At 67.9% G+C, this 15,377-nt stretch carries 15 protein-coding genes; 2 read left to right on the top strand and 13 right to left on the bottom strand.

Annotation, left to right across the window (positions count from 1 at the left end):
• Window positions 1–51: 51 nt before the first annotated feature.
• The gene (gene eccA / locus ACIA76_RS08505) at window positions 52–1,884 is read left to right on the top strand and encodes a type VII secretion AAA-ATPase EccA (RefSeq protein ID WP_397150020.1); all 1,833 of its coding nucleotides are present in this window, start codon (window positions 52–54) and stop codon (window positions 1,882–1,884) included.
• Between the two features lie 3 nt (window positions 1,885–1,887).
• Here the strand turns inward: eccA and eccB are convergent, their stop codons facing one another.
• Window positions 1,888–3,390 (bottom strand): type VII secretion protein EccB, encoded by a 1,503-nt coding sequence (gene eccB / locus ACIA76_RS08500; RefSeq protein WP_397150018.1) that lies wholly within the window; start codon window positions 3,388–3,390, stop codon window positions 1,888–1,890.
• A 139-nt stretch (window positions 3,391–3,529) separates the two neighbouring features.
• On the opposite strand from eccB, the gene eccE reads away from it, so the two are divergent.
• Window positions 3,530–5,350, top strand: coding sequence for a type VII secretion protein EccE (eccE, locus tag ACIA76_RS08495; protein ID WP_397150016.1), 1,821 nt, complete (start codon window positions 3,530–3,532; stop codon window positions 5,348–5,350).
• A gap of 68 nt (window positions 5,351–5,418) precedes the next feature.
• On the opposite strand, the gene ACIA76_RS08490 is transcribed toward eccE, so the two are convergent.
• From ACIA76_RS08490 to ACIA76_RS08435, 12 genes are all read right to left on the bottom strand, one after another.
• A complete protein-coding gene (locus ACIA76_RS08490; protein ID WP_397150014.1) occupies window positions 5,419–5,712 on the bottom strand; it encodes a type VII secretion protein EsxR in 294 nt (97 codons plus the stop codon).
• A gap of 46 nt (window positions 5,713–5,758) precedes the next feature.
• Window positions 5,759–6,085 (bottom strand): WXG100 family type VII secretion target, encoded by a 327-nt coding sequence (locus tag ACIA76_RS08485; RefSeq protein WP_397150012.1) that lies wholly within the window; start codon window positions 6,083–6,085, stop codon window positions 5,759–5,761.
• 85 nt (window positions 6,086–6,170) lie between these two features.
• A complete protein-coding gene (locus ACIA76_RS08480; RefSeq protein ID WP_397150010.1) occupies window positions 6,171–6,983 on the bottom strand; it encodes an ESX secretion-associated protein EspG in 813 nt (270 codons plus the stop codon).
• Window positions 6,980–7,972, bottom strand: coding sequence for a PPE domain-containing protein (locus tag ACIA76_RS08475; RefSeq protein ID WP_397150008.1), 993 nt, complete (start codon window positions 7,970–7,972; stop codon window positions 6,980–6,982). Before ACIA76_RS08475 ends, ACIA76_RS08480 begins: the two co-directional genes overlap by 4 nt.
• 29 nt (window positions 7,973–8,001) lie before the next feature.
• Complete coding sequence (locus ACIA76_RS08470; RefSeq protein ID WP_397150006.1) at window positions 8,002–8,328, bottom strand: PE domain-containing protein; 327 nt, start codon at window positions 8,326–8,328, stop codon at window positions 8,002–8,004.
• Window positions 8,329–8,366: 38 nt separating this feature from the next.
• Entirely contained in the window at window positions 8,367–9,788 is a 1,422-nt protein-coding gene (locus ACIA76_RS08465; RefSeq protein ID WP_397150004.1) for a hypothetical protein, read from the bottom strand.
• The gene (locus ACIA76_RS08460) at window positions 9,785–10,105 is read right to left on the bottom strand and encodes a type VII secretion target (RefSeq protein WP_397150002.1); all 321 of its coding nucleotides are present in this window, start codon (window positions 10,103–10,105) and stop codon (window positions 9,785–9,787) included. Before ACIA76_RS08460 ends, ACIA76_RS08465 begins: the two co-directional genes overlap by 4 nt.
• 128 nt (window positions 10,106–10,233) lie before the next feature.
• The gene (locus ACIA76_RS08455; RefSeq protein ID WP_397150000.1) at window positions 10,234–10,536 is read right to left on the bottom strand and encodes a YbaB/EbfC family nucleoid-associated protein; all 303 of its coding nucleotides are present in this window, start codon (window positions 10,534–10,536) and stop codon (window positions 10,234–10,236) included.
• Window positions 10,537–10,548: 12 nt separating this feature from the next.
• Window positions 10,549–10,890: a hypothetical protein gene (locus ACIA76_RS08450; RefSeq protein ID WP_397149998.1), complete on the bottom strand. Its 342-nt coding sequence runs from the start codon at window positions 10,888–10,890 to the stop codon at window positions 10,549–10,551.
• A gap of 56 nt (window positions 10,891–10,946) precedes the next feature.
• A complete protein-coding gene (locus ACIA76_RS08445) occupies window positions 10,947–11,732 on the bottom strand; it encodes an ESX secretion-associated protein EspG (protein ID WP_397149996.1) in 786 nt (261 codons plus the stop codon).
• Entirely contained in the window at window positions 11,729–13,684 is a 1,956-nt protein-coding gene (locus ACIA76_RS08440) for a hypothetical protein (RefSeq protein WP_397149994.1), read from the bottom strand. The genes ACIA76_RS08445 and ACIA76_RS08440 overlap by 4 nt, the downstream gene beginning before the upstream one ends.
• A 13-nt stretch (window positions 13,685–13,697) precedes the next feature.
• Window positions 13,698–15,284, bottom strand: a complete 1,587-nt coding sequence (locus tag ACIA76_RS08435; protein ID WP_397149992.1) for a hypothetical protein — start codon at window positions 15,282–15,284, stop codon at window positions 13,698–13,700.
• Window positions 15,285–15,377 lie beyond the last annotated feature (93 nt).

Below are 15,377 nucleotides of genomic sequence, written 5' to 3'. Positions count from 1 at the left end.
GCAGATGTATGCCAATGCTCTGACAACAGAAAAGCTCGGAGATCGACAGCAATGACCGGCAACCGCCAAGCACAGCGCGCCTTCGACGCCGGAGTTCTCTCGCTGGGTCTGACCATCGATGGGCAGGAATCGGCGCGCGATCTCGACTACGCCAAGCTGGCATTCCAGCGGGCAACCGAATGGGATCCGACGATGTGCGACGCGTGGCTGGGCCGCGCGGCCGCCGGCGAGGCCACTCGCGAGGTGCTGTTCAACCTGTACAAGACCAGCGCCTCCTCGCTGTATCGCGAACAGCGCCGCCTCGGCCTGCGACCGCGAGAGTTGGCCGGGCGCTTCATGACCGGTCTGTACATCGACTATCCGCTGGCCAACTACACCGAGATCTGGGTGGCGCAGGCCGCCCAGCTCATCTCGGACAAGGAATTCGACGAGGCCATCCGGGTCCTCGACGAGCTCGCCGAATATCAGCGCCGGGCCGGCGGCGGCCCCGAGAGCGTGGCCGACGGTCGCATCGCGGCCTATGTGCGCGGCATCCTGCACTACAACACCCAGCGCTGGCCCGATGTGATGACCGTGCTGGCGGGTTCGGCCGAATGGGACGATCCCTATATGGCCTCCGGTGCGCATGTCATGGTCGGTTCCGCCTGTGCGCAACTCGGTCTGTTCGGCGAGGCGATCCGCCGGATGGAACTGGCCGAGCACGGCCCGATTCCGGCCGCGCGCACCACCGCGATGTTCTGCCGCGGGCTGTGCCTGCGCGAGACGGGCGCCGAGGATCAGGCCCAGGGTCTGTTCGAGAAGGTCTATTCGCAGGCACCGGATTTCACCGCCAATACCGAGGCCATGCGCGATCGCACCTATCGGCTCACGGTCACCTCCAAGGAGGTGATCGAATCCCGCACGGGCCGCTGGGATCCCGAATCCGCGCCGACACTCGAGGCGATGGAGCAGGCCGAAACCCAGGACCGGGCCAAGCGCATTCTCGACGACGCCCGCGCCGAACTGGAACGGCAGATCGGCCTGCAATCGGTGAAAACCCAGGTGGCCAAGCTGCAATCGACCGCGATGCTGGCCAAGATCCGCGCCGAGAAGGGCCTGTCCAGCGCCCCGCGTGGCCAGCATCTGGCCTTCACCGGTCCGCCCGGAACCGGTAAGACGACCATCGCCCGCGTCGTCGCCAAGATCTACTGCGGTGTCGGCCTGCTCAAGACCGACAAGGTCGTCGAGGCCAAGCGCATGGATCTGGTCGGCGAACATCTCGGCAGCACGGCGATCAAGACCGATAAGCTGATCGATAGCGCCATCGACGGCGTGCTGTTCATCGACGAGGCGTACACGCTGATCCAGCAGGGCCTGTCCGGCGGCGACGCCTTCGGCCGCGAGGCCGTGGACACGCTGCTGGCCCGGATGGAGAACGATCGCGATCGCCTGGTGGTGATCATCGCCGGATACGACGGCGAGATCGATCGGCTGCTGGCCGCCAACGACGGTCTGGCATCGCGTTTCGCCAAGCGGCTACAGTTCCCGTCCTACACCCCCGACGAGCTCGGCCGAATCGGCAAGGTCATTGCCACGGCACGCGATTCGCAGCTGTCCGATCCCGCCCAGCAGGTGCTGGTCGAGGCGTGCACCCGGCTCTACGCCATGGAGAGCACCGATCAGAGCGGCGCCCCACGCCGCGGCGTGGATCTCGCCGGTAACGGCCGCTTCATCCGCAACGTGATCGAGGCGGCCGAGGAGGAACGCGAATTCCGCCTGGCCAACGACGATTCGCTCGATCTGACCTCGGTCGACGATTCGGTTCTGATGCGGATCGAGGAGCCGGATATGCGCACCGCGCTGCAGGGCATCCTGGCCTCGCTGGGACTCGGCAACCGGGGCTGAACCTCAGCGGTTCGTCGGCAGGGTGTCGTAGCTGACCAGCGCATCCTTCGGCGATAACGTCGGCCCGGGCACCAGTTGGCTCACGATCGCCCACGGGGCGAGGTGCGGGCTGGTGCCGAGGCCGAGGATCTGGGCGGTTTTCAGGTCCGGAATGCCGTAGCGAATGCCGTTGTCGCCCACGTAGAACAGGCTGTCGCGGCGCACGCTGCCGGCGTCCATGCCGGTGGTCTGGACGAATTCGCCGGTGGTCGGGCGCACGTAGACGCTGTCGACGTGATCGCCGGAGCCGGTCGCCGTCACCAGATCGACCGGCTTGGCCGAATCCGCCAGCGGCAGACCGGTACCCACCAGCAGCGAGACCACCGCGCGATCGGACGGATCGGCCTGCGGCTGCTGCGGCGATATCGTGCCCGCGCTCTTACTCCAGCTCACACACGCCACCGGCGACTCCTCGGCGGTGATCACCTTCGGGATCTCCGTCGGGAAATGCGCGATCTGCAGATCGGTGACCACGGGCACGCCGTCGAGCGCATCCGGCGGAACCGTCTTGATCTCGCTCATGCCATGCGAATCCGCGTTGCGGATCAGCTGTGCGGTGAACGGTCCGATCCGCTGCACCCCGTCGGCCAGCACCACGAACAGATCCGGACGAGCACCGCCCACCACCGCCGCGGTCGAGATCACGCCGCCGACAGGGATATTCGACAGTCGCCCCGGGCCGGGCGCACCGGCCTGCGGAATCGTCGGCGGCGCGAGCGGCGGCACCGAGACGGCCGCGTCGAGCAGGCCCGTGCCGCCCGGGCGGGCCGCCCGCGCGGTCAGGCCGAGGGTGCGGGCGACCACCGAATTGCCGGGATCGATCTCGGCCCGCTTCCCGTCGTAGATCAGATAGGACTTATCGGCGTGGCGCACCAGCACCGCCTCGGCGGGACCCGCGATGCGGGCCCGCTGACCCAGTTCCGGGCGACCGGCCAGCACGGTGGTCGTGGTGCTCGCCGCGGAGGTGAGCGTGCCGGTGGCCGAGAGCTTCACCGCCTCGCACAGCGTCCAGTCCGAGCGTCCGCCCTGCCCCGAACCGGGCAGCGCGGCCGGCGCGCCGGGAATGCCGAGCAGCGGACCGCGCGGCATCGAGTCGAGCTTGTCGTCCTTCACCGATTTCGGCGTCTCGGCGGTGCCGCTGATCAACCGCGCCGAGGCCAGATTCAGCACCGGATGCAGTACGCCGCTACCGCTTTGATCCTTGACCACGACATAGAGCGCGCCGCTGTCCTTACCCATCACGATATGCGAATCCCCGATGGCCCCCTGCGGACGCAGGAATGCCAGAATCGCGGACCCGGCCACCAGCAGCAGACCCAGCAGTGCACCCACGACCAGCGAGCGGGTCTGCGAACGCATGGGATCGTGCAACATGCGCACATCTCGGCGCACCATGGCGTGATCGAGCCTGCGCAACAGGAAACGGTAGCCATTGACCTGCTGCCGAGTGGTCAACTGTGCGGGCACGGATCTCCCTCGAACGCTGGGTCTTTCGTCGCGACAGCAAAAGACTATGCGGTATCCGAGCCGGACCGCCACCCGCGAGCGAAACAGGTAACGTATTCCAGCGAGTCACCATGAACAACACTGCGAAAGACCGGTAACCGTGGTCGAAGAAGCGATCGTGTACACCGGCCCGCCGAATGGCGACGCCACTTCCACGGCCCCGGGATCGCCGGAGGGCGCAATTCCGGGCCGAGCCGCACGATCACCGGCGGCGCTGCGCGATCGGGATTTCTGGTTTTTCCGCGATTTCCCGCTGGCCGTCGTGATTCCGGTGCTGCTGCTGGCCGCGCTGGCGACCTGGGTGGCGACCGTCTTCGATGTGCCGCTGGCGGCGATCGCCGGAATAGGCGTCGCGGTCGTGCTACTCGGCCTGAGTCCGGTGCGCCGCAAGACGCCCCGCTCGCTGGCCGGAATCATGGCCGCCGGGTTGGCATTTCGCTGGTACCGGCTGCAGCACGATCCGGGCGCCGAACCGGCCGCGGCCTTCGACGTACCGCTGCCCGAGGGCGGCAGCTACGGCGTGCGCTGGGACGGCGACCATGTGGTCACCATGCTGCGGATCGAACCCCCGCCGGACACCATGACCTTCCTGCGCCCCAGCACGCTCGGCACCGAGCAGATGCTGCCGCTCACCGAAATCGCGGGCAGCCTCACCCAATTCGATATCACGCTGTCCTCGATCGACATCATCAGCACCGGCGCGCGCACCGCGAGCAATGGGACGGTGGCCCGGCTCTACGACCGCATCCTCGGCCCGCTGCCCGCGATCGCGCGGCGCACGGTATGGCTGGTGCTGCGGCTGGATCCGCTGGCCAATGCCGAGGCCGTGGACAATCGCGGCGGCGGGGGCGGCGGCGCGCTGCGCACGGCGATCATCGCGACCCGCCGCGTCGCCAATCGGCTGGCCTCTCGCGATATCACCACCGCGGTGCTGACCGCGGGCGAGATCAACTCCGCGGTGCGCCAGATGGCGCGCGGCGTCGCCCTGGACGCGGTCACCGAGACCCCGATGTCATTGCAGCATGAGGGAATTCATCTCACCAGCTATGCGATCGGCAAGGAGCTGATCAACTCCCAGGGCTTCGGCGAGCTGTGGGCGACGGCGAGCCTGTCGACGACCATCACGCTGCGACTGCGGCCGATCGATCCGCGCCCGGGCGGCCGTGACGACGCGCCCGCGACGATCGCGCTCACCGCGGTCGTTCGCTTCGATACCGCGGCCGCACCCGACGGACCGCCCGTGCCGGGTCTGCGGCGGCTACCCGGCCAGCAACTGCGGGCCCTGGTGGACACCCTGCCGATCGGCGCTCCCAGCCGTGCTCAGGTCGACGAAAACCGCGGCCCCCTGGACGCTTTGGCCGATATCACCGTGCCCACCGCGGGCTGCGGCCAGCTGATCGGCGCGGACAGTACCGGCCGGGCCATCGCCGTGCCGTTGATCGGCGAGGGCACCCGGCATCTGGAGGTCATCGGCGCGCTCGATCTGGCACAGCAGGTGGTGCTGCGCGCGATCGCGCTGGGCGCGCAGACCGTGGTGCACACCGCGCGGCCCGAGGCCTGGCATACGATGGTCTCCGGAGTCGATGTGCCCCATGCACTCTCACTGGCCCCGCGCTCGGCGGGCGCCAGCCATCATCCGCCGAGTCCGCCCGCACAGCCCGGCGCACCCTATCCGCAGACCACCGTGGTGGTGTTCGACGGGATCGCCCCGACCGCGCTGCCCGGCGGCGCGACGATCCTCTATGTGCACGATCCGCACGATCCGGCCGTGCCGTTCCACGCCGATGTCACGCTGCTGCAGGATCCGGCTACGCCCAACATGATCACCGTGCGCACCCCGGCCGACAGCGCGACCGTGCATATGGTCACCACGCCCGACGAGATGCGGTACATCGGCGAATCCCTGGTCGCCACCCGATAATTCGGCGAATACGACAGCGGCCGGCCGGAGTCTCCTCCGACCGGCCGCTCGTCCGGAATCCGAAGCGATCAGAAACCGGCGAAGCCGTCACCGACCTGGCCGTCGGCGTGGAGCGCGCGGTGCAGCGCGGACTCGACCGCGGAGGCGAGGCGGTTCAGCTTGGCCTTGGAAGCCTCCAGTTCGCTCTGCGTGTCCTGGTGCGCCTTCTTGAAGTTGGCGATCGCCTGGTCACCGTGCAGGGACTTCTCGAAGTTGTCGGCGGCGGTCTGCAGCGCGTCGATTTCCTTCTGGAAATTGGCGGCGTGCTGGTTCAGCTCGTCGGACAGATGGTTCATCTTGGAGGGATCGTACAGAATCGACATGCTCTAATCCTTTGGTCGACTATGGGTATCGCTGCCGAACAGCGAATTACAGGTTGGTGAGGGGCGCGCCGCCGCCACCGGAGGCATCGCCGTGCAGACCGCCCTGGTCCATCTTCTGGATGGTGCCCTTACCCGCGGTGACCGCATCCTGCAGCCGGTTGAGTTTGCTGTTCAGCTGGGTGGCCTCGTCCTGCCAGTCGCCCGACGCCTTGGTGAACTCTTGGTTGGCGTTACCGTCCCAACCGCTGCCCTTGATCGCCTGGACTTCGTCGTCGACCTCCTTCACGAAGTTGCGAAGGTTGTTGATCGAATTCTGCATATCGGACTCGACCCGCTGTACACCAGCTGCATCAAGAAAAACTTCGCCTGCCATTGCAGAACCTTTCGTGTGTGATTGTTGAATTCGACATCGGTGTGGCACCACCGGAACGGGGAAACCACGTCTGGATCGGTGCTGGTTACGGTGGCAGCCACCTCCCCCCGGGCAACAGTTCGATCAGCGCCGAAATCGCCTGCGCGATCCGGTGATCGGTGCCCGGCGTGATGGTTGACCAGATGCGCTGATCCGAGGCTGGCCCCGGAACCGCGACAATCCGGCCACGGTCGGTGTCGTAGACCACGACCGCACCGGAAGATCTCGTGGTGATGCCGTCGTCGTGGGTGTAGGCGACGATCTCGGCGAAAGCCCGGGGAGCGGCGAAGGCCATCCCCAGCACGGTCGCGTCGCGGTCGGCCACGCCGAGGGCGTAGAGGGTGTCGGCGTATTCAGAGGCGGAATCCGCGGCATCGAGGCGTTCGCTCAGCTCCTGCGCCAGCGCACTGAAACTCGCCACCTCCGCCGGTGCGCACGCGCCCAGCGCCGCCAGGATCGGCCGGGCCAGTGCCGAACCGGAGCCGTCCGCCCACACCGGCGCGATGTCGTAGCTGTCACCGGTGCGCACCGCGAAGGCATGCTGTTCGCCGCGGCGCACGACACAGACCCGCACGGTCCGGGTCGGCCGCTCGGAATCGCTGTCGGCCACGAAGATTCGCGCGACGAGCTCGCGCTCGGGCTGGGTCAGCGCGTGCAGCGCCAGCGCCAGCTCGGATTCGACCTCGCCGTAGGAGTCGAGGACGCCGGAATCGGTCAGCCGGGTGACCGCCCGCTCCTGCGCCGCATGCCATTCGTCGATCGACTCGTGGCCCGGGGCGACGGCGAGCACGAGCGGCAGAGTCTGCACGCCCATGCGCTCGGCCACCGCGAACAGCTCGTCGTTGGTCAGGGTCGTCATCGGGCCGCTCCCGGCTCCGTCGTGCCGCGCGGGGCGGCCGACTCACCCGAGGGAGCGCCCAGAACCGCGGGGGCGCTGACGATTCCGCCCTCGAGCCCGAGGGTATCCGCACCCTCGACCGCGATTCCCGCCCGATGCTCCTCCTCGCCCTGCGCCGATACGCCGCCCGCCCCGGCGGGCCCCATCGCGCCGGGCGCGGTGGAGGAGTACGGCGAGGAGGTCGACACCTGTTGGGTGACAGGCACTTCGGTGGTCTGGGTGGTCTGCACCGGGAGCGAGGCGCGGTAGGCCGTCTTGACCGGTGCGGGCATCGGGAAGCCGCCCGGCGGAAATCCGCTGGGCAGCAACGGCATCGGGAGCAGGCCGGTCGCCGCGGCTGCGGGTTCGATCGCGGGTCCGCCGGTCTGTTCGGCGGCCAGCGAGGTCCCGGCGGTCAGCACCGGCGGGTCGGCGTGCGCCCAGGGCAGGGCGAGCGGTTCGGTCGCCGCCTCATAGGTCCGCATGACCCGGGAGGCGGTGGCCTTGGCCGCATCGGTATCGGTATCGGTCACCGCGGCCACGGCCCGGATGGGCGCGCCCAGCATCGCGCCGAACTGCTCGATCGAGCGCTGAATATCTTGGAGCGCAACGATTTCCGCGATATTGGGCATGGTCATCCGGGCCAGTTCGTAGGCCGCGGCCTGCGCCTCGGCCCGCGCCGCGTTGTTCGCGGCCGCACCGGCGGTGTCGGACAACCAATCCCGCAGGACGGTGATCCGCTCGTGCACGTCCTCGCTCGCGCCGGACTGCCAGGCCCCGCGCAGCTGGGTGAGGACGATCTCGTATTCGACCGCCGCCGCGCCGAGACCCGCGGCCAGGCGTGCCCATGCGCCGCCCGCTTCGGCCATGGCGACCGAACCGGCGCCGGTGGTGAGGTCGCGGGCGAGCTTATCGGGCTCGCGCGCCTCCCAGACGACGCCGGTGAATCCGGCCTGCGGTGGTTCGATCATGCCGATATCCGTAGTTCCCGAATGCTCGCTCAGACCGCGCCGCCGCCGAGCGAGGCCGCGGTTTCACTCTCGACGCGACCGACGTGATTCACCTGGGCACGCAGCGAGGCCGCCAGCTTACGCAGCTCGAGGATGCCCGCGCCCACGCTCTCGACGAACGAGTCCGCCACGCCGTTCATCGTCTGCGCCGCGCGCCCGGACACCTCATCGGCGCCGGCCGCCGGGACGGTCAATGTCGAGTGGTTTCGGCGCAGTTCGTCTTCCAGACGCTGGGCCAGGGCATCCAGACGCGTCGCCGCGTCGGTGGCCGCCGCCGGGTCGAAGTACACACCCGCGAAGTTCGCAGTCTCGGCCATGACAACCTCACAATCCCTTGGATAGAGCTATCGCTCAGCTATAGCGTCAATTCCTTATCGGGCGGTATCTCGTTCACCCGCCCGGCCGCACCGACCACGGGCACCGAGACGCCCTCGATCGTGCCGATGACCTCGTCACCATGGGAATCGGTGACCAGATTCGGAGTGTTATCGCCGGAGTCGCTCGCCGAGCGCGCGCCGCTCAGTGCCGCGCCCATCGGCGGCATCATGCCGCCCGGACTCGTGGCGGCGGTCGAGGCCGCCGAGGTGGGCGTCACCGAGATGGGACCGCCTGTGGCAGTGACGTTTCCGGGCGCACCGCCCGGGACGCTGGACAGCACACCGGTGCCGCTCGCGACCCGGGTGCCGGTGAACGGGCTCAACGGCGTTGCGGTAGGCGTGAATCCGCCGCCGACCGCATCTGTGCCGCCACCGCCGCCCGAAACTCCCACGCCGCCACCGTGAGTGGCCGACTGGCGATCGAGAATAGCGTCGTTACCGGTGGATTCGGCCGTCGGTGTCGGCGCGCTCAGCCAGGTGTTCGACGGGGCCAGCTTCGCCGTGGACTGGGCACCGGACGTGGCGGCCTGGGCCAGCGGCTGGATCATCTGCATCAGCTGCTGCAGATCCATCTGCTTCACACCGCTGGGCGCGTCGGTCACCTTCACCTTGGTGCCCGCGCGGGTCATATTGCCCGAGTGCACGGTCATCTCACCGCGGGTCTTGCCGATCACGGCCAGCCCCTCGGTGATGCTCTCGATCGCCGACTCCACCATGAAGGCCGCGCCGGGCGGCGTGCCGAGGAACGGCGCGGTGAGCGCGGCGGTGGTGGTGAACTTGCCGATTACGCCGGTCATCAGGACGCCGCCGGTCGCCACCGAGGTGGCGCCCTCGCCGAGGATCATCTTCTGCTGCGCACTCTGGGTGACCAGATTACCCGCATCCCCTTGTGCCTGACCCGCTTTGGCGGAGGCCTCCTGCGCGCCCTGGCCCTGCCACAGCTGCATGACCATCTGCAGCGCGGACATACCGAGCTGCATCGCGGTCTGCAGGCCGGTGGAGATGGCCTGCAGAGCCTGAGTCGGATCCACAACCGGCGGGGATCCCGGCGCCGGCGCGGGTGCCGCGGCGGCCTGTGAATTGACCGGGGCGCCTTGCACTTTCGGTGCGCCGGGACCCGGCGGTGCGGGGGCGGGCGCGGGTGCCGGGGCAGGCGCGTGCGCGCCGGGGAACTGGCCCGTGCCGAAGGCGGAGGCCAGATCGGTCAACGGTTTGGCCAGTACGCCGATATCGATGACCGGCATGACCGGCATACCGGGCAGCGGCGGCGCGGGCGGAATCTGCGGCAGGGCAGGCAGTCCCAGACTGCGCAGCACCTGATCGATCGGTTGATCCAACATCGGCGCCATGGAACTGCCGCGCAGCAGATCCATGATCGACGGATCCAGCGGCGCGTTCATCGTTCGTCGGTGATCGCCGCACCCAGATTCGCCGCGGAGGCGTCATCGGCCGACTGATAGGTCGCGGCGCCCTCATAGGCGGTCAGCGCCGTACCGGCGTGCACGGCCGCCAGTTCGGCCACCGAGGACAGGTGGTTGGCCTGCGCACCGGCGAACGACAGCAGGAAGTCCTGGCCGATGAGCCCGAAGACCGGCACCGCCGCGGCCATGGTCGCGCCCTGATCCACACTGCCCACGGTGGCCACGGTCGAGGCCATGGCCGCCGCGGCGTTCCCGTATTGACGAATCGCATCAGGCGTAGCGGCTACGACGTCCATCGAAAACCCCGATCCATTAAGGCAATTGATCCGGACTCATCGTAGGCAGACATCCCGCGATCGCGCTACGGATACCGAGCCCCAGGATCGGTGGGCAATGCCTAAGTGCATGTAAAGTTATGCCGGAGTTATGCTTCGCGCATCTCGTCGTTGAACTCGTTGATCAGGTCGGCGCGTTCGGTGAAGGCCCGGCGGGCCGCGGCCATGGTGGTAGCTACCAGGACACTTTCGAATTCCCCCGGCGACAAACGGGAAATCGACTCGGAGAGTTCGAGACTCAGTAACGCACCGTTCCCATCCACTTCAACGGTGATCATCTCGTCGGGCGAGGTCTCGCGCGCGCGGACCCCGGCCATCCGATCGCCGAGATCGCGCATTCGATACAGCCGTCGGCGGACGCTGTCCTCCAGCTCGTCCATCGTTTCGTACACGGCGGGCCCCTTTCACACCGAGCGCAGCCAGCTCTCCGGCTCGGTCTCGTATTCCTCCTGCTCGAGCTCCTCCTGCCGGGCCACCTCGTCGATGGTCGGCAGGCCCATCAGCCGCAGCGTGCGCGGGTCCACCCCGGCCTGCTCGAACTCCGCGCGCCGCGCCAGCGCGGCGCGATTGGCGGACTGTTTACACAGCCGCACGATATCGGCCGCCAGCTCCCACGGATCGCGCCGCAACTCCCCGGGCTCGACCGAAATCCCGAGGGGCAGACCCTGTTCCGTGGTGCGCACCGTGATGGCGCCGCTGCGTGAACTGGCGGTCCATTCGGCCGGCGCGATCGGTTCCTGATTCATCCGGCTCCCCTTCTCCAACGGCGTGCGCAGTATCGGTCAGAGTACTCGGCACGTACTCATCGGCGTTCGTCCTTGATGGCGCGCACGACCTCGGCGACTCGGGCGTTGATCAGCGCGGTCGTCCGCCGCCGGTCGGCCGAGGTCGCCACCGGCGGATGCTGATCGTCGATCAGGTACCGGCCGTCGTCGACCAGATCGCGCCAGTGCAGCCGGTGCCGGGTCAGCCCGCGCGGACCGAATACCGAACGGCCCTGGACGATGTCGATGCTGCCCGTGCACGCCGCGACCGCGTCCAGGAAATGCCCCGCGCGTTCGGCGACCGTCTCGTCGAAGGAGTCGTGCACCGTCGACAGACCGACCGAGTAGTCCAGTTCGGCCGAACCGTCCCGCTCCGGCAGCATCACATCCGGCAGCCGCCCCGGCCTCTCCTCCGGTAACGCGGCGGCGACCGCATCGGCCAGCGCTACCGCATCACCCTCGACAATAGTGAAACCGGCCGCGTCGTAATAGGTTTCACCGGTCCATTGCGTGACCAGATAGCCGCGGTCGTCGCGCCGGGCCGCGAACAACCGCACCAATCCCTGCGGCCCCTCCGGATTCCGGTCGTCCCAGCCATTGACCGCAATCCACAGATCCGGTTCGGTCAGCGCCGCCATGACGTGACCGAAATCGGGATCGAGCGTATTCCGAAGTCGCGCACGCGCTTCTGACCGCAGCCGCTCGAATTCGACCTCCGTGGGCATTCTGTTCGTATAGAAGAACGGCCACGGCAGACGCTCGCCGGTGGCGTCGCGCCAGAGGATGTAGAACTCGAAGCCGCTGAGCTTCCAGGTTCGATTCATTTCTCCACAACGGGTTTCGCGACGACCGGCGGTATGCCGAGCGCCTCTTCCAGGTATTCGACGGAATCGAGGAATTCGGCGCGTTTGCGATCCTTGTTGTTCTGATTTCCGGCGCCGTGTGCGGCGGGACCCATACCGCCCGGACTGCCCATTCCGCCCGTGGTCGCGGCGAGGCCGGCGCGGCCGGTGGCGATGCCCTCGGATTCGGCGGTGACCGACGCCCGCGGGAACAATCGCGACGCCTGCAATACCTCGCGCGGTCCGGAACTGCCTGTGCCGACGCCGATTCCGCCCTTCACGCCGCCGATTCCGCCGCCGCCCCCGCCGCCGGAGCCACTGCCGCCCAGGGCGTCGTCCAATGCCTCGTCGAGATCGGGCAGCGGCGGCAGCCCGGCGGCCGTGGCGAACTTGTTCGGATCGACCTGCTGGGCGAGTTGCAGGCCCTGTTGAACTGCCTGCTGCGCGAATTGCATGCCCTGTTGCAGCATCTGCTGCATCTGCGACGTGCTCTGCTGTTGTTGCTGTTGTTGCTGCTGCTGGTCCTGGCGCTGCTGATCTTCTTTGCGCTGTTGGTCCTGGCGCTGCTGATCGTCCTTGCGCTGTTGGTCCTGCCGCTGCTGATCTTCCTTACGCTGCTCGTCCTGCCGCGCGATATCGTCCTTGCGGTCCTTCTCCTGCTGCTGGTTCTGTTCCTGCTGCTGCTTACGCTGCTGGGGGGTGAGGCCGTCGGGACCGGGCTTGCCGGAGCCTCCGGGAGAGTTTCCGCCGGGCGAGTTTCCCCCCGGGGACGTTCCGCCGGGAGAGTTACCGCCAGGCGAGTTTCCACCGGGAGACGTCCCGCCGGGCGAGTCCCCGCCCGGGGATGTCCCGCCGGGTGACGGCCCATTGGAGGGGAGACCCGCGATACCGGTCGGCGGGACCAGTTGCGGCTGGACGGTCGCCTCCGTGACACCCGGCCGATAGAATATATCGAAGGCGGCATTCGCCAGATTCGTCTTCTGGGTTCGTTCATCGGCCGAGGGATTCGGATTGTCCGGCATCTTGTACACCGTGCCCGCTGTCCAGCCCGACGCGTCCACCAGAAGCTGCCCGATATAGGTCATCGCATCGGCCAATTGGCTCGCCCGCCCCACCAGCGTGCCGATTGCCGCATTCGCCGCGTCCGCGCTTTTCCCTTCCCAACCAAGGGTTTTGAGGGAGGCGACGTTGTTCTGCAGATCGGTGAAGGCCATGGATACACCGGTGGCCATCCGCATCCAGGCGCCACCCATATCCGCGATGAACACCGGCTTACCCTTCAACGAGTCGCCCAGTTTCATCGCGGTGGGATAGTCCAGACTGTCCGGGGGTTCCACGACGACATCGACCGTCTCCGTACCCGGATCACCCGGCTTGTATTTGGAGTCGGGAACCACCTTCGCCGGTTTCGTCGGATCGGTGTTCGCCCAACTCGGTACCGGCACAGAATCATCGACCCACTGCCCCTTGTGCACACCCTCCGTTTCCAGGTGCTGGCGGTTGTGGGTGATCTGATCGAGTTTGTCCTTGGTCAGCGGGGCATTGGCGGTCTCGGTCTTGATGGCCGAGAACTGATCGGTGTCCTGCATCAAACGGCCGCCCTTGATCAGCGCCTCGCCGAGGTCGTCGAGGGCCTGTTTATAGGCGGGAACGAGGTCGTTCAGAAGGTGACCGGCCTTATCGGTGAACGCCTGGGCCAGCAGGATGCCCGAAGGGAGAGTGCCGAAGAAGGACCCGGCCGTCGACTGGTCGGTGCCCTCGGTGAACTTGGTCATATCACCGAAGTCACCCCCGTGATGATCGGCCGCGGCCTGCAACACGGTGATGGCCTCGGCGACGTACACCGCGGCCGATCGAATGATGCCGTCCGGCACCTGGATTCGATAGCTACCGCTGTTCGCGCTGTCGCGCAGGTTCTCCCACGGCTCTCCCATGATTCACCCCTCCTTATTGCACCGGAAAGTCCGCCGCCGCACTCGTCCGGCGCTGGTGGAAGCGCTGTTCGAAGCCCTCCGCATAGATCGACGGCGCCACCGACGAGGAGGACTGCTCGATCACCCCGTCGTCGGCGATATAGAAAATGGCTCGGCCGATGGCGATTTCGCCCGGGCGGGTGGGCACGAACACCATCCAGCCGACCGCGAGCCGCTCGGCGACCAGCTCGTCCACCGGATAACGCGAGATATCGATGTCGAGGCCGAGGATGTACTCGCGCACCCGCTCGATGGCGCGCTGCTGCGTGATCGGCTCGGGGACCGCGGTCACCAGGCCCGCCAGCGACAGCTGATAGAGCGCGCCGTCGAGATCGTCGGCGGGATCGGTGAACAGCGCGGCCAGGGTATTGCGGGTGACCACGCCCGCCTCGGCGGCCGCCACCAGATTGGCTGCGGCGGAACGCTGTTCAGCGGTGGGATCGGCGCTGATCACCCCGCACAGCACATCGGTCACGGTCTCGGCGGTCCACACTCCGGGCACGGCCGCGCTGATCTGGTCGGAGGCGGGTGACGCCTCGGCGCGATACCAGCCACCGCGATCCCACCAGTAGCAGTACGAGAGCAGACCGCGCGCCGCGCGCGGGTTCAGCACCTGATTGGCAACCCATTCCGGCGCGCCCGCATACAGATTCGGCAGCTCGGCCCCGCCGTTGTACGCCTCGTCCAGCTCCGGGGCGTTCCACACCCCGCCGGACAGCACCGCGCGACCGCCGGGCAGCACGTACAGCGTGGCGCCACTGCGCGCGGAACCCTCGAAAACGCCGAGCGCGGGCAGGATTCGCGGACCCCATTCCGATCCGACCGCGACGAAGGCCGCCGCGATCGTGGCCCAGCGCGCCCACAGCACCGGCAGCACCGGGAAGTCATCGGTCGAACGCACCGGCGCGATCCCGGCGTCGCGGTCCGCGCGCGCCCGCTCACCGGCCTGCTGCGGGGAACGCCACTGCCGATTGTCATGGCCGACATAGGCGGCCAGCCAGACCGGCAGCCGGTCGCGCGGATATGCCTCCAGATCCGCGCGATACGCCTCGGGGATCAGCAACTGATCGTCGGGCAGCGGCTCGTCGCCGTAGTCGTAATCGGCCTCGAGATGTCCGGTGACATCGAGCCGCAGCACCAGCCGCAACCACGGGCCGTCACCCAATTGGGCCGATACCTCGCGGTGGGTGCGGGCCAATTGCACGATCTCGTCGGCGGGTTCGGTCCGGACGACGCGATCGCCCTCGTCGAAGTACAGCGCGTACATCACCCCGCCCGCGACGGTGATCGAGAAGATCGCCTCCAGCCTGCGCCAGCCGTCCGGGCCGGCGATCGCGAGCTCGCGCGCGATGGTGTGGACGAGCTCGGTCGACTGCGCCTCGACCGACTGTTCGGCGGGCGGGGTCTGTTCGGGTCCGGAGTCGGCGGGCGGTACGTCCGATGTCGGGCTGTCCGGCGACGTCGCATCGGAGGGACCCGCCGGATCGGCGGGCTGCATCCGGAAGATGACATCCGGCGCCTCGTCGATTCCCTCGGGCCTGTCCTGCTGCCGATCGTTCATACCGTTAAGCCTCTCTCATCACTGCGGTGCGTGCGCACAACAGAGATATCCGAATCCTGCCGCGCGCGCATATCCGACGCCAGACGACAGTAT

It is taken from the genome of Nocardia sp. NPDC051570, assembly GCF_044454005.1.
Lineage (GTDB): Bacteria > Actinomycetota > Actinomycetes > Mycobacteriales > Mycobacteriaceae > Nocardia.
Note: the sequence above shows the minus strand (reverse complement) of the source record. Positions and strands in the feature narration are given on the sequence as shown.

Excerpts from the sequence above, each read along its gene's own strand:
- eccA (WP_397150020.1), top strand. The coding sequence starts at position 52 with ATGACCGGCAACCGCCAAGCACAGCGCGCCTTCGACGCCGGAGTTCTC.
- ACIA76_RS08490 (WP_397150014.1), bottom strand. The coding sequence starts at position 5,712 with ATGTCGATTCTGTACGATCCCTCCAAGATGAACCATCTGTCCGACGAG.
- ACIA76_RS08485 (WP_397150012.1), bottom strand. The coding sequence starts at position 6,085 with ATGGCAGGCGAAGTTTTTCTTGATGCAGCTGGTGTACAGCGGGTCGAG.
- ACIA76_RS08480 (WP_397150010.1), bottom strand. The coding sequence starts at position 6,983 with ATGACGACCCTGACCAACGACGAGCTGTTCGCGGTGGCCGAGCGCATG.
- ACIA76_RS08475 (WP_397150008.1), bottom strand. The coding sequence starts at position 7,972 with ATGATCGAACCACCGCAGGCCGGATTCACCGGCGTCGTCTGGGAGGCG.
- ACIA76_RS08470 (WP_397150006.1), bottom strand. The coding sequence starts at position 8,328 with ATGGCCGAGACTGCGAACTTCGCGGGTGTGTACTTCGACCCGGCGGCG.
- ACIA76_RS08465 (WP_397150004.1), bottom strand. The coding sequence starts at position 9,788 with ATGAACGCGCCGCTGGATCCGTCGATCATGGATCTGCTGCGCGGCAGT.
- ACIA76_RS08460 (WP_397150002.1), bottom strand. The coding sequence starts at position 10,105 with ATGGACGTCGTAGCCGCTACGCCTGATGCGATTCGTCAATACGGGAAC.
- ACIA76_RS08450 (WP_397149998.1), bottom strand. The coding sequence starts at position 10,890 with ATGAATCAGGAACCGATCGCGCCGGCCGAATGGACCGCCAGTTCACGC.
- ACIA76_RS08445 (WP_397149996.1), bottom strand. The coding sequence starts at position 11,732 with ATGAATCGAACCTGGAAGCTCAGCGGCTTCGAGTTCTACATCCTCTGG.
- ACIA76_RS08440 (WP_397149994.1), bottom strand. The coding sequence starts at position 13,684 with ATGGGAGAGCCGTGGGAGAACCTGCGCGACAGCGCGAACAGCGGTAGC.
- ACIA76_RS08435 (WP_397149992.1), bottom strand. The coding sequence starts at position 15,284 with ATGAACGATCGGCAGCAGGACAGGCCCGAGGGAATCGACGAGGCGCCG.